Source organism: uncultured Roseivirga sp. (genome assembly GCF_963973945.1).
Lineage (GTDB): Bacteria > Bacteroidota > Bacteroidia > Cytophagales > Cyclobacteriaceae > Roseivirga.
Map to the genome: position 1 here is coordinate 106,264 of NZ_CAXBBV010000010.1, position 13,435 is coordinate 119,698.

Annotated in this window: 10 protein-coding genes; all 10 read right to left on the bottom strand. The window is 36.4% G+C overall.

Features of this window, described 5'->3' with window-relative positions:
• Nucleotides 1-115 precede the first annotated feature (115 nt).
• Nucleotides 116-751 carry a CPBP family intramembrane glutamic endopeptidase gene (locus AAC026_RS15680; protein WP_339699941.1) on the bottom strand — a complete coding sequence of 212 codons (636 nt, stop codon included), beginning with the start codon at nucleotides 749-751 and terminating at the stop codon, nucleotides 116-118.
• Nucleotides 735-3,101, bottom strand: a complete 2,367-nt coding sequence (locus AAC026_RS15685) for a serine/threonine-protein kinase (RefSeq protein WP_339699944.1) — start codon at nucleotides 3,099-3,101, stop codon at nucleotides 735-737. The genes AAC026_RS15680 and AAC026_RS15685 overlap by 17 nt, the downstream gene beginning before the upstream one ends.
• 141 nt (nucleotides 3,102-3,242) lie before the next feature.
• Nucleotides 3,243-3,710, bottom strand: coding sequence for a hypothetical protein (locus tag AAC026_RS15690; protein ID WP_339699946.1), 468 nt, complete (start codon nucleotides 3,708-3,710; stop codon nucleotides 3,243-3,245).
• A gap of 125 nt (nucleotides 3,711-3,835) precedes the next feature.
• The gene (locus AAC026_RS15695; protein WP_339699949.1) at nucleotides 3,836-6,640 is read right to left on the bottom strand and encodes a TonB family protein; all 2,805 of its coding nucleotides are present in this window, start codon (nucleotides 6,638-6,640) and stop codon (nucleotides 3,836-3,838) included.
• Nucleotides 6,641-6,670: 30 nt separating this feature from the next.
• The gene (locus tag AAC026_RS15700) at nucleotides 6,671-7,327 is read right to left on the bottom strand and encodes a hypothetical protein (protein ID WP_339699952.1); all 657 of its coding nucleotides are present in this window, start codon (nucleotides 7,325-7,327) and stop codon (nucleotides 6,671-6,673) included.
• 263 nt (nucleotides 7,328-7,590) lie between these two features.
• The gene (locus tag AAC026_RS15705; RefSeq protein ID WP_339699955.1) at nucleotides 7,591-8,706 is read right to left on the bottom strand and encodes a hypothetical protein; all 1,116 of its coding nucleotides are present in this window, start codon (nucleotides 8,704-8,706) and stop codon (nucleotides 7,591-7,593) included.
• 12 nt (nucleotides 8,707-8,718) lie between these two features.
• Nucleotides 8,719-9,276 carry a sigma-70 family RNA polymerase sigma factor gene (locus AAC026_RS15710; protein ID WP_339699958.1) on the bottom strand — a complete coding sequence of 186 codons (558 nt, stop codon included), beginning with the start codon at nucleotides 9,274-9,276 and terminating at the stop codon, nucleotides 8,719-8,721.
• The gene (locus AAC026_RS15715; RefSeq protein ID WP_339699961.1) at nucleotides 9,276-10,169 is read right to left on the bottom strand and encodes a hypothetical protein; all 894 of its coding nucleotides are present in this window, start codon (nucleotides 10,167-10,169) and stop codon (nucleotides 9,276-9,278) included. The genes AAC026_RS15710 and AAC026_RS15715 overlap by 1 nt, the downstream gene beginning before the upstream one ends.
• Complete coding sequence (locus AAC026_RS15720; RefSeq protein WP_339699964.1) at nucleotides 10,166-12,553, bottom strand: ATP-binding cassette domain-containing protein; 2,388 nt, start codon at nucleotides 12,551-12,553, stop codon at nucleotides 10,166-10,168. Before AAC026_RS15720 ends, AAC026_RS15715 begins: the two co-directional genes overlap by 4 nt.
• Before the next feature lie 5 nt (nucleotides 12,554-12,558).
• Nucleotides 12,559-13,392, bottom strand: a complete 834-nt coding sequence (locus tag AAC026_RS15725) for a M48 family metallopeptidase (protein WP_339699967.1) — start codon at nucleotides 13,390-13,392, stop codon at nucleotides 12,559-12,561.
• Nucleotides 13,393-13,435: the final 43 nt, after the last annotated feature.

A 13,435-nucleotide genomic window follows, 5' to 3' on the forward strand; every position in this document is an offset into this window, starting at 1 on the left:
AATTTAATGCCTCTCTTGATCGACAGAGTAGTGAGATGTTTCAAAACCACGAGTCCTAATTTTAAAATCATCCATTTTTTATAATACTTCGACACATCTCTTCTCATAACCAATATTACCAAACCCACCAAGGAGTAACGCCATCACCATAAACGATAATATCAAATACGACATGGAAAAATATACAAGGCCAGATGCTTTGGCTTCGTATTTTTAAACAGCCCAAAAACAATCCAACTATGAAGGTTATGAAACCCAACATAAAAAGATTATTATCTGTAGTATTTAGAAATAGAGCAATTTTATATGAGGCATGTGTAAATGCGGTCAAAACAATTATTATATAATACTTGTGCCTTCGAAGAACCCACATCAGGTAGCCTCTAAAAACAACTTCCTCAGAAAGCCCTATTAATGTAGCTGTAAATACAAAGGTTGAGAAAGCTGATGGAAATATTTCGGTTTGAACATAACTTCTATAAAAAACACCTAATCCAAAACCAGATAGAATGGAAACAATTATGAATAAAGCCAGATGCTTTTCAGTTCTCATTCCAATTAAGCCAGCGATTTCCATTAGACTATATGCTCCTAGTTTTTTTAATGAATGAAACAGGAAGATCACAAGAGGTATAATAGCCAAATATTTATTCTCCGTAATTAAGAATGAGAAAAAAAATAAAGAGAAAAGGACAATTAGAAAGTCTCCCCATAGGTTTATATAGACGTCTAATTTACCTTTGCTCTTCATTTCCATACAGTTTTAATCTATAAAAATAATAAAGTAGGAGAAACGCTGGAAATACTAATGTTAACCAACCTGATCCTAGGCACATTCCATAACTTACAGCATGTACGATGCATGTTGGACATGCATCAATAAGGTTCTGTACTTCTTGTTCGTCCGTTGAGATTATTCCAATTCTTTTCAAGTTTTCAAGAGATTTCAGTGGACTGAAATCTATATAGTTATCAAACTCATCAAAATCTAATACTTCTAGCTTTACTAAGTTTTTCAAAGAAGACATATTATATATTTTCTTCATATCAGGTAAACCTAAATGCTTCAGATTCGGGTTGTTTCTAACTATTACTTTCAATTTCTCTTCATTAACCCCTGAGATCACCAACTCTTCTAAGTTTTTAATTGGAGATAAATCACCAAGAAAAACGTCTTTATTTATATATGTAAACGATTCTAATTCGGGGACTTCATTTAAGAAATTAAAACTCAACCCACTCTCATCGAAGATTGTTAACCCCTTTAAGTTTCGTTGAGAATTCAACATTGATTCATTAAAGGTTCCATTTTTAAAAATCAAATTTTCCGCTTGATTCAACCCAAAATAATGGCTAGTGCCTTCTTCAAACAATATCGTTTTTAGTCTTGGAAAATCCTTACTAATTAAATCATCATCAGAGCCGTTACTTCCAGTGGACAGAAATCTAATCTCACTTTTACTTACCCAATTTAATACGCTAGGGTCTAAACATATTTTTGGACTTGTTTTACTTAAAAGCTCCGAATACCTAGTAATATTTTCTTCTGGAATTATTGTAACAAAAGGGTTTACAGATATAACTTTTTCAATAAAATCTATTTCATTTGCCCGTCCTTCTTCACTTGTATAAATGATATCAATTGACTCATATTGAGAAGAATTAATATAGGAATTAATCTTCCTGATATTTGACGATCTTAATATATCATTGACCGATAAGCGCTCAGGTGAAATATCAATCTTTAGGTTTCTACCATGTGAAGGTTCATAGTAGTAAAAAAAATAAACTTCGTTTTTCAGGTCATAAATGTTTAGTAGGCTCTCATCCTCTAATCTCATGATAGCATAGCCACTAGAATCAGGTAATACCAATTCTCCTGTTGCAACATTCTCTACCGCCACTTCTTCATCAAGCTGAAAGACCAGAAAATCATCAGGAAGATTCTTTATAGAGTTATAAGGCCAAAGTAGATAAGCACGAATTGAGACGGCTGTAACAGCAATAATTACTAAAGCAGCTTTTAATGACTTAGGCAATTTACGATTTGGTGTGTCCTTTCTTAATTTTTTAAGTTTATCTACCTTTTCAATCTTTGGCTTAGAAGGTGGAGTATCAACCTGCGCCTTATCTTCATTAGTAGGGCTAGAAGGTTCTTGCTCTGCCTTAGAGTCCGGCTTTTTCTGCTTTGAAGTCGGTATGGATTTGAAACTGATATTATGGATTTCCGAACTTCCTTTACTAAAAAGAGCTAATAATGACATTGAATCTGGTCGCTTTGCTGCATCCTTTTCCAAGCAGCTCGCAATTAGTTCTTGAATAAAACTTGGAAGAGACTCTAGTTCAGGAGTTCGACAGATTATTTCTTCTCTAGTCAGCTCATACTCCTTGCTCCCCTCCCCAAATGGATATCGATTGGCAAAACATTGATAGACGATCACTCCTATTGCCCAAATATCTGTCCGTTCAGAAATTTCTCCATTGAGCCCAAACTTCTTTTTATAGAATTGCTCGGGTGCCATATAATGCGGAGTGCCCACCCCTGCTGTTAAGGACTGCTCAATAGTTTGTTCTGAAAGAATATCCCTGCTAATGCCGAAGTCCGTAATCTTGGCAACTAGCTCACCTCTTCTATTTTTGGTAATTAGAATATTTCCTGGTTTTAGGTCTCTATGAATGATGCCTTCGCTATGGAGATAACCTACCCCTTGAATAATGTCTTTAATCAGTTTTTCCTTAATAGCTATTGAAGGGGTAGTCTTGAGTAAATCTGCCAAGGTTCCATATGGGGCATATTCCATGATAATTACTGGGTAGCTTGCTGAGCGCCCCATGGCATCTTGGTGTTTGATGTAACTTATTCCATAGTAGGTGACTAAATTGGTGTGGGAGAGCCCATCAATCTTATTGAATTCTTCCTCAAGGGAATACTTTTTTTGTTTTGAACTGCCGGAAGTTCCTTTGGCTGCTGCCTCTTTGTAAATTTTAAGCGCAACTACCCGGCCTTGTGTATTGGTATCGTATGCTTTGAATACCTCCGCAAAGGCTCCTTCTGCTATCAAGTCCTTTTCAGGATCCCATGTGTATTGGTTGAGTTGCATTAATAAATGTTCAACTGAAATATAGTATTAACAGCATAAAAATTACAATTAAAATTTTAAAATGTCATGCTTCTAAATTTGGTAGTATTTTTAGTTTTTTAATTTCTATTGTTTTAGTAGCATGTAAAGCCATTCCCAAACTCAGTTGGTTTGATGTATAGGCATTAGTAAGTTGCCCCATTGTTCAGGAAGTGCATCTCTACCTAAAATGTGATATTCACCCATAAGTATTTGGGAATCACGATGAATTTCTATCCAAACGTCAATATTTGAAAAGGTATCTTCAGGCCAGCCTGATATGTTGCTGCAATCAAAAGTGCCAGAGAAGGTAATTAGAGTGGTCGCTTCTCCTTGTGTTATACTTTTACTGGTTAGAAAGGCATCTCCAAATAGAGTTTGGTTGTCCCAACTAATGGTAGCTTGATACCCTTTCTTTGTTTTTATTAAAAGGATTTCTATACCACTCTGTTTAGCCACTGTGGTATTAATGGCCAATCCCCTGCCGATGTATTTTTCCTGAAGGCTATTGGTTAACTTTTGAGTTGGACTACAAGAGGTGATTTTGATAAATAAAAGTAACAGGGCTAAGGTATTGAAGAATGGTCGCATCTGGTTTTATTATGAATACCAGATGCTTCAAAAGGTCACTTAATCAATTCAAACATTTCTTCATGATTGAGATAAACAGTTGAATAGGGCTTTTAGAGCCAACTTTTTGTTTGGAAATGAATGGTTTAGTCAGCCGATAAATACTTGTTAATCCAATATTGAATGTCATAGACTTGTATGCCTCCAACTTCTGAAGGTGATGAAATTATTGCTTTCCCCTCTGAGGATATGCTTATTGAATATACACTATTCGTTATATGTTGGTTGAATTCCTTAACCAAATCACCGGTTTCAATATGCCATAACTTCAGTGTATTATCAATGGAGCCGCTAAGCAAAAACTTGCCATCAGTTGTGAAGCACATGGATGAAATATTTTTAGAATGCCCTTCTAATTCTGTAATTAACCTATGTTCAGCACCAACATATATCCCAGCTAGGCCATTGAATTCCCATATATGAATTTTGTTGTCACTTCTTGAAAATGCCAAAATATTCCTAGAATGTGACACCATTAATTCATTCGCATTTTGCTTAGGGAACAAGTTGGACGACTGTTTTGTAGTTTTTACATGGTTAGTCCAAACGATAACCTGACCATTTTTCGAGAATGTCACAAAATCACCGGTCTCGAAAAGGCCAATACTCAAGGGTTCATCAGAATGGATTCCTATTTCTTTTTCTTTCAGTTTCTTTAATTGTGGACTATCCCAAAACCTTAGTGTTTTATCAAGTGAAGTTGTTGCAATTGTACCACCCAAACTAAAGGAAATGCTTGTGATTTCCGAATCATGCGCTTTTCTTCGTTTTATTACTTCTCCTGTTTTTGCATCCCATAATATTAACTCTCCTTCTACTGTGCCAGAAGCAATATATTTTGTGTCTTCAGGGTAGTTCCATCTACTGTCAGGATAAGCGGCAATTGTGGATACCCTCGATTTATGGCCTTCATATGTTAACTCTTTCTTTCTTGTGTCTATATTCCAAGTTTCTAGCACATTCCCTTTCCCAAGAACGAAACGATTTTTTTCATTAAGAAAAGTTAGGCTATTTGTCGAATATGGTTCGGCTAGAACTGTTTCAAAAGTGGACTTTTTCTCATCAAGCTTAGATACTTTATTACTTATTGTACTTTCATCTCTTGTATTAAGACTATTAGAAGGCTCTAAAGGATCTTCAGTATCCGTTGAATTAGAACTATTAAGCTTAAAAACAATTCTAAATTGCATTTTCGAATTCACTGGCTTCCCGCCCTTTTTTGCAGGATTCCATTTTGGGGAAGTACGTAATAGCCTTATTACTTCTTCATTGCAACCACCATCAATACCCCTTATTATAGATATATCTGATATGCTTCCTTTCTTATCTACTACAAAAGAGGCTAAGACTGCACCTTCTATTCCTTTTGTCCTCGCCTCCTGCGGATAATTAAGGTTCATTTTTAAGTAGTCATTCCACGCTGTGTTACCACCTGGAAAATCGGCTTGTTCATCTACAATGGTAAAGACTTGTTCCGTTTCTTCGGGTTCTTTTTTTTCAATTTGTCCTGATGTACTTTCTCTATTCTCTAAATTGTTTCGTGTGGTATTTTTGACAGTTGATTCTTCACTTAAATCAGGGTTTTGTGAATCTCTGATTGGAATGGATTTCTCTTCCTCAACAGGTTCTTGGCTTGATATCTCAGAGTTCAATACTGCACCAGAAGCCGTGGTTGTGTCAACATTGTTGTTTAATGGGTTTGTATTTGTAGTAAGCTCTTGCTTTTGAGAATTGTTGGCATCTTTTGATTTGGATAGGAAGCCCCATACAGCAGCAGCAAGAACTACAATAGTAGCAGCTACCCAGTATATTCTTTTGATGTTTCTTTCGGGTTTCTTTTCTTCTATATTTATCCCAGTACCTTCCACATAAGGATCTGGTATCTTAATTGTTTTTCCCTTGGTTTCTGGATTTATAGTTGGTGAATCATGCTTGTCAATGGATTGCTGTGTAATGCTAATATCAGCTACCTTTTCTTTAGCCTGTTTGATCCACTCTTTTTCAATCGCTTCAGTTATTTTTCCCGTGTGGTAAATATTCCAAAGCTCAAGGCCTGACTCAGGTCTAAAGGCAGCATTTTTAAGTAAGCTGTTTTTTACAAGAGCTATTCCATTATTACTTAAACCAGTTAAGTCTGGGTTGGAATGGACTATCTCATCCCGAATCAATTCCATATCCCTCAGGTTATGGCCAAAAGGAAGTTTGTTTGTTAGTATCCTGAAAACAATGACTCCAATGGCCCAAAGGTCTGTTCTGCTGGTGACCTCTTTGTTCAAACCAAAGTTCTTTTTAAAGAATTGCTCTGGTGCCATATAGTGAGCGGTTCCTATACCTGCAGTGAGCGATTGCTCAATGGTTTGCTCCTCGAATAAATCTCTACTGATTCCAAAATCGGTTATTTTGGCCACCAGCTTCCCTTTTCGGTTTTCCGTGATTAACACATTGCCAGGCTTAAGGTCCCGGTGGAGTATTCCCTCGCTGTGTAAATAATCTACTCCTTTGATTATGTCGTGGATTAGCTTTTCTTTTACCTCTAAGGAAGGGTTGGTCTTTAAGAAATCGGCTAAAGTGCCTAAAGAAGCATATTCCATCACAATGACCGGATAGCTTGATGAGCGTCCCATGGCGTCTTTATGCTGAATATAGCTTTGGCCATAGTAGGAGATAAGGTTAGTATGGGAGAGGCCATCAATCTTTCTGAACTCTTCCTCTAGGCTATATTTCTTTTGGTTAGAACTGCCCAAAGTACCTTTAGCAACTGCCTCTTTGTAAATTTTAAGGGCCACGACTCTCCCATGTGTATTGGTGTCCAAGGCTTTGAAGACTTCAGCAAAAGCTCCTTCTGCTATCAGGTCTTTTTCGGGATCCCATGTATATTGATTGAGTTGCATTTATTTAAGACTGTTCACCAACAATTAAACTTAGTTAAGTTTGGATAAAGTTACAACAAGTCCATAATCTGCTGAATCATAACCCTCACTATATTGATATACTGATATTTCAATCTTGTACTCCTCACTTTCTAGGGGTGTTACAGAAGCAATGGCCCAAGTTTCTGCCTTAGAATCTTTTACAACTTCGACCCATTTTCCATCTTTATACTTTGAAATTTTAATGTCTATGTCTTTTACTCTATGGTCGGAAAAGGCTACAAATCCATACTTAAACCCCTTTGTTAGATTCCTCCATGATACTCTTGACGAAACTATTCCGTCCATTTCAAACCTCACCACACTCAGCCCTTCCTTTTCCAGTGCTTCAATCATAGGAACTCCTGTCTTTTGAATAAAAGTAGAGGTCAAAACGTTACTACTTTTATTTGCGGTTCCGGTAGAAGTTTGTGCAAAAGAGAAATTCTGAAAGCATATTGCTGTTACAATAAATATCAATACTGCAACTGTTCTTGCCTCATTTTGAATTGTTTTAGTGCTGCTAGCCGATTCAGCCAAATTTTGATCTTCAATGGAAAAATTGCCAATTCTACAGCTATGATCTGCCTTATTAACTTGTTTGATTTTCTGGCTACTGACTGCGTGTTGGTTTAATAATGGTTGTGGTTTAATGCTGCTACTTTTCATCGGTTGAATATTTAATGGTTCAATAATAATCGCCTAGTGCTACATTATTTGATACCCGTTTTTACAGAACGTCATCTTCTTTTGAAAAAATATTCTCTTATAATCTACAAACCTAAACTTGGTTTGGAATGTGGCTTAACCACTTCAAGGATGGGAGTTTCAATTAGAGGTAAGAACCATTCCTGCCAAGAATTAGCATATATGGGTATAACCACCAAACTTCTAGAGGCCATTAAAAAGGCAGTTTACATTGGTTATGGAAGTTATTTTACCTTGTTCACCTTGACTTTCAAAGGCTCCCTTTCACGGAACAATCTAGTAGTATTGTTGCTCAGCACACTAATAGGCTCTAACTCCTGCTGCCCCTCAGCTTCTTTGTTCAGGAGGTATAATTTACTTCCAGATAAAAGAAATATTGATGTCCCTACATCCTGTCTTACTCTTATAATCTCTAACCTATTAGGGTCAAATGCACCATTTATCACTAGTTGAGCTTTCCCACCTTGTTCTTCAAAAATATAGGTCGGGTTAACGGATTCGTTTCCCGTTACCTTAACTACCAATCCGTCATATAAAGAGGCAACAGCTCGAATGTCACTTACCTGCACACTCACTTCTTCTCCTAATGTCTCACCGCCCTTGTACACTCCTTTATCAAGAGTTAAGGGCACTCTTGTAAGGCTGTTTGAGATTTTGAAGCTTTCCCCTTTTAATTGAAGTAGATATTGATCATTAGCCTTCAGTATTCTTATTTGAAGTGGGGCGATAAGGGGATCACCAAAGAGTATCAACATCTTGCCATCAAATGTATAGTAAAGAGCCTGAGGATACTCTACTGATTTGATCGCTGAGGCAGGAACCGACTGAAGCCCTCCAAGAGCCATTTGTGGGACATATTTTGGTTCACCAGGGACACCGTTAGAATCATTTAGTTCTAGCCTCTCATTTTCTTTGGCAAAATTATCATCGGACTCATCGATAGGTTTAATGATATCGACAGTGTCGGAATTTGTTTTCTCTGATTCACTATCATTCCCAAGCACACTATCCGGTGTGTTGGAACGGTTGGTAACAAGAAAAAAACCTAAGACCAAACATGCCGCTAAGCTTGTGGCCAAAATCAGAAATCGCTGTAAACCCCTATTCTTATTAGGTACTTGTTCCTTCTGATAGTCATCATAGTATACATTCAGTCTGGCTTTTAACTCCTCATCACCCTTCTTTTCAATATCTAAATAAAGTTTTTCATAAAGCTTAACTTCCTGTTGAAAATCAGGAGATTTAGCCATCAAGCTATCAAATTTGCTCCGCTCGTCAATAGTCAATTCTTCATTGATATATTTATCTATTAAATCGATATGTTCTAATTCCTCATCCATTTTTCTACCTCGCTATATCAATTGCAAAACCACTTCATAAGAAACGTGGTCTCGCAAACGTTTAATACATCTTAATTTTTGCTGCCTTGCCGATTGAGCACTGGAATAACCAAATTCCTTGGCCACAGCTTCCATCTTTTTTTTAAAACATACTGTCGCTTCTATTAAGGATTTACAAGGCTCTCCCAGCTTGGCCAAAGCTACGTCTAAGTATTTTTTGAGCGAATTTTCATTGTTCTCCTCTACTTTCAATTCATATTTCCTTTTGTCAAAATCATTTATGTTGCCTTTTGGGATTTCAACATTTGCCTTACGATTGAGGTGGTTAAGCCATTGCCTACGGCAAATTTCAAACAGGTAAGTGCTGATTTTACTTCGGTGTTCATATTTATCCTGCATCAGGTTTTTATAAAAGACAATAATCGCTTCTTGGAAAAGATCCTTGGCTTCATCTTCTCCACCATTATTTCTCATTACCCAACGCTTCACCAGATTAAGGTGGACATATAAATATTTAAGGCAATATTCATTGCCCTTTTTCAATTCCGATATGATTTCTTTGTCGCTCATTACCTGTTCATTCCTACTAAATCACTTAAATCTATAAATTGAGAATCTTCAATGGGAACTGTGAATTTGTACCCTCCCATTTCAATTTCCATTTGGCCTTCCATTATAAAATCTACTTTTCGTAAGAATAACCACTTTAAATTAAGCCCACTCATCAGATTGAAGTTATTTGTAGTAACATCAGCTGTCAACTCTTGGAGCTCCATACTATTCATCACAATGAGTTCATCCAACTTCCAATTGGCAATTGGCTTTGATTTCTCCTTAATATAAAATGTCAGTTGCATATCGTCCAACCTATAACTGAAAGGCAAATCATTATATACTTGAATAACAGTCTTGAAATGCGTAACACCTAATCTAGGTGATATGCTCATTTTCACCTTCCTTAATTTAAAGTTGTCCCTGTTTTGTAAGTGCTTAGAAACTTGAGATTCAATAATTTCTCTAGTGTCAAGTTCGATTTGATCCTCAAATTTCATTTTGACATTACTCATAGCAAAACTCACTTCATTTTTACCTTTAATATTAAATTTGGCTTTCTCATATCTTAGCAATTCAGGATAGTACTTAGCCAATTTTGGAATATTCACTTCAAAATGTACTGGGATTCTCAGGGTATCCCTAGGGCTAAGTTGAGTGGAATTCTCTAGCCAACCTTTACCCACAAGTGTATCTTTGTAGTAAATTAGCATTTCTGAATCCTTCAATTCAGTCTTAGACCTATTAGGGTTATATATGATATAATCTAACCTAAGCATTAACAATGTATCTGTTACACCTTGAATTTCTACATTTTCAATAGCAACAAACTTTGGCTTTTTAGCACAAGAGTATACCCCCATCAATAGGGCTATTAAAAACAAGGGGACATAAAATAATCTATTTTTCATATGCTGTCCTTTCGCTTCAATGAATAATAAATCATTAGATATACCACAAGATTCATCACCATTACTACTGATATGTTAGCTTGAAGAGTATCAAATATTCCTCCGATCAAATCACCATTTTTCAATAATTCTTCATTATAATAATCAAGTCTGGTAAGTGCCGAGCCTGGTTGCATAGGGTTTATGCCAATAAAAAAAACACTCTGCACTTCTCCTTTTTCAGCAATTTGACTTGCTCCATCTTGAATTCTTGCAAGACCCTCAGTACCCCACCTTCCCAACATAAAAAAACTAAAGAATTCTATTAGAACATTGTCAATTTTGGTGATTACTCCAGACAGCATTATTTGGGGCATAAGTGCAATTGGAACAACAGTCATAACCTTTTCTGTTGTATCGAAATAGGAAGAAAGCCAAAGACCAATAAGTATAGCAGAAAACGATATAAAAAACATGTAAGCGATACTACCACTAAAAGATTGAAGGTATATATTGTCATATCCCTCAACAGTTAGAGCCCTAAACTTCACATAAAGAATAGCAACGAAAATGAGTGTCTGAACAAACGAAATTATAGCTAAAACACTCCATTTTGAAAAAATATAAGTATTGAGGTTGAGGTTGAACATCCGTTCTCTCCTATAAATTGCCAGTTCGCTTACTATTTCCTTTGAAGCATTGCTAACCCCAAACCAAATGGCGGAAACAGACATTAAAAAAAGGACTCCAACAGTCATTTCATCAAAAATGAGACATATTAAACTAGCAATTATTACAGGTTGTGACACTAATAACAATACACTGTTGTTGTCTGTGGTTTTGATTTTAAGGTATCTTGAAAACAGCCAAAAAAATTGCACCATGAGTGAGTCAGGCTTATCTCTTTCGATCTCCACGTTATTGGCAGAACGATGAGCTCGTTCTATGGGTCTTACATAATATTGTTCAATGTGTTTCTGAAGCTTGCCCTTATCACTTAATTTGGCATACACCTTTACAATGTCGTCAACTTGAAAGTGTGCATTCAAATTACCAGCTTTACCAAAATAGGTCAAATAGCCTTTTACCATTAAAAATATCACGTTGTCTACATAATTGAGATCTTCTGGTTTATGAGTGACCATGATAATGGTTGTTCCCTCTTTTGCTAGTTTCTGTAAGCTCTTGAGGAAACTATCGATAGACTCTGGGTCAAGAGGTGAAGTAGGCTCATCTAAAAAAAGAATAGTTGGTTCTACCAAAAGTTCAACAGCAATAGAAACTCGTTTTCGTTGCCCACCAGACAAATCCCTCACTCTGACTTTCCTTACATCAGTATCTTTGTCCTGATCTAGATTCAGACTTTCAATTACCTTATTAATTCTTACATCGATCTCTTTATTGCTTGTATCGTCCGGCAATCTCAGTTTAGCCGCATAAAAAAGCGTTTTGTAAACTGTTAATTCTGTATGAATTATATCATCTTGTGGTACATAACCTATTTTTCTCTTTAGGAGATTGAAGTTCTTTTTCAATGCCAAACCATGAATAAGAACCTCTCCTTGCGTTGCTGGATTATCACCGTTCAAACATTTTAGCAGAGTAGACTTACCGCAACCTGAAGGCCCCATTAGGGCCACAAAATTAGAGTAGGGAATGTCTACCGATAAAGGCTGGAGTCCGACTTTATTATTCGGATATTCTTTAAAGATGTTTTTCGCTGAAATAGCATACTTCTGTTTTCTCAGGTCAACCCTTCCTTCTAATAAATTGAAAGTATTCAGGGCAATGACAACATTGTCAGTATCAGTTAATAAGGTTTTTCCTTTAACTCGCTCATTCCCGTTGAGATAAGTTCCATTCAATGAATCCAAATCGACAAGCCAAAATTGACCCTCCTCATATATAACCTCAGCGTGATATCTTCCTACAGTGGGGTCATCTATCACAATATCATTATCAGGTTTTCTCCCAATACGTAATTTACCTTGGGACATAATCCTATCCTTAACCCCTGCAAACACTTGTTTAGGTTCAGGTTTTGAGTGTATGCTAGCCAAAGGATATTCTGTGTCTTCTTTAGATTTGTCGTCTGTAGGAGATGGTTCAGTATTCTCTGTGACGAGTGATAGATAAGAGCTAACTATCTTTACTTTATCATAGTTGCCAACCAAAACCCATTCATTCTCAGCAATCCTTCGCTCATTGAGATAGACGCCATTCAGACTTTTAGTATCTTGAATGAAAAGTTGCTGACCTCTCAATTCGATTGCAGCATGTCTTCTGGATGCCAAACGGTCATCTATTTCCAAATCAGCCCCAAAGCCTTTTCTTCCAATGCTCATCACTTGACCATCAGCTATCTCTATTTTATTATTATCAAAGTTGAAGTAAATATGATCCATCAGCATTATTTAGTTTTGATGTACCCATCGATACATGCTTTCCTATCTGCAGCGAAGGGATGCGTTGAAAGAAGTTTATTCAGTATATTTCTATCCTGATATTTCGATAGCTTTTCAAAAAAGGAATCGAATTTTTTAGCATCATACCCAGCCCTTTTTGCGAGCGAAACCCCGTATTCATCTGCCTCGTATTCGTCTATCTGATCAAATGGAGCATTTAACATAAGTTCTATATTTACTGCAATCTCAGTTAGATGTTGCATATCCATAAAGTCCGCAAACGCTGAAGCTAAAAGCAATTTCTTTTGTTTGCGAACGGTGTGTTCCTTGTCTATATGGGATACCTCATGACCAATTATAAAAGCTAACTCATCAAAGGAATCTACAAAATCGATAATTGAGGAGGTGAGAAAAATATTCCCCCCTACAGTTGCAAAAGCATTAATTTCCTCGGAATCGATAATATGAATTTGATATTTAATACCTTTTCGATCCACATATCTAACCATATTATTCAAAATACTCTGTACTTGATCTTTAGCCCAGTGGCTTGTCAATATCTTTTCCCTCTTTTGAATTTCCTTGAAAGCATCATTCCCCATCTCCATTTCATCACTTTCACTCATAAATAAAAGTGCATCTAAAGTAGTATTTTGCCCAATCTTCATTATGAAGGCTGGGCCATCTAGAATATTTCCACAACCTTGAAGATTCATAAATTGATCGCTATGAGCCTCGTAACTTTTCAGGATTTGATCAAATTCGTCTGAACCTTTGTTTTGAGCAAGCCCCTGCAAAGGCAGAATGATCAAAAGGGGGACTAAGTATCTTATTTTCATAGTAGAAAATTATTGGTTTCAGGGATGTATAACAGAAGTAGGC

What these genes read in the sequence shown, in the direction of transcription:
- AAC026_RS15700 (WP_339699952.1), bottom strand. Translation starts at nt 7,327, where the DNA reads ATGAAAAGTAGCAGCATTAAACCACAACCATTATTAAACCAACACGCA.
- AAC026_RS15710 (WP_339699958.1), bottom strand. Translation starts at nt 9,276, where the DNA reads ATGAGCGACAAAGAAATCATATCGGAATTGAAAAAGGGCAATGAATAT.
- AAC026_RS15695 (WP_339699949.1), bottom strand. Translation starts at nt 6,640, where the DNA reads ATGCAACTCAATCAATATACATGGGATCCCGAAAAAGACCTGATAGCA.
- AAC026_RS15715 (WP_339699961.1), bottom strand. Translation starts at nt 10,169, where the DNA reads ATGAAAAATAGATTATTTTATGTCCCCTTGTTTTTAATAGCCCTATTG.
- AAC026_RS15680 (WP_339699941.1), bottom strand. Translation starts at nt 751, where the DNA reads ATGAAGAGCAAAGGTAAATTAGACGTCTATATAAACCTATGGGGAGAC.
- AAC026_RS15725 (WP_339699967.1), bottom strand. Translation starts at nt 13,392, where the DNA reads ATGAAAATAAGATACTTAGTCCCCCTTTTGATCATTCTGCCTTTGCAG.
- AAC026_RS15720 (WP_339699964.1), bottom strand. Translation starts at nt 12,553, where the DNA reads ATGGATCATATTTACTTCAACTTTGATAATAATAAAATAGAGATAGCT.
- AAC026_RS15685 (WP_339699944.1), bottom strand. Translation starts at nt 3,101, where the DNA reads ATGCAACTCAACCAATACACATGGGATCCTGAAAAGGACTTGATAGCA.
- AAC026_RS15705 (WP_339699955.1), bottom strand. Translation starts at nt 8,706, where the DNA reads ATGGATGAGGAATTAGAACATATCGATTTAATAGATAAATATATCAAT.
- AAC026_RS15690 (WP_339699946.1), bottom strand. Translation starts at nt 3,710, where the DNA reads ATGCGACCATTCTTCAATACCTTAGCCCTGTTACTTTTATTTATCAAA.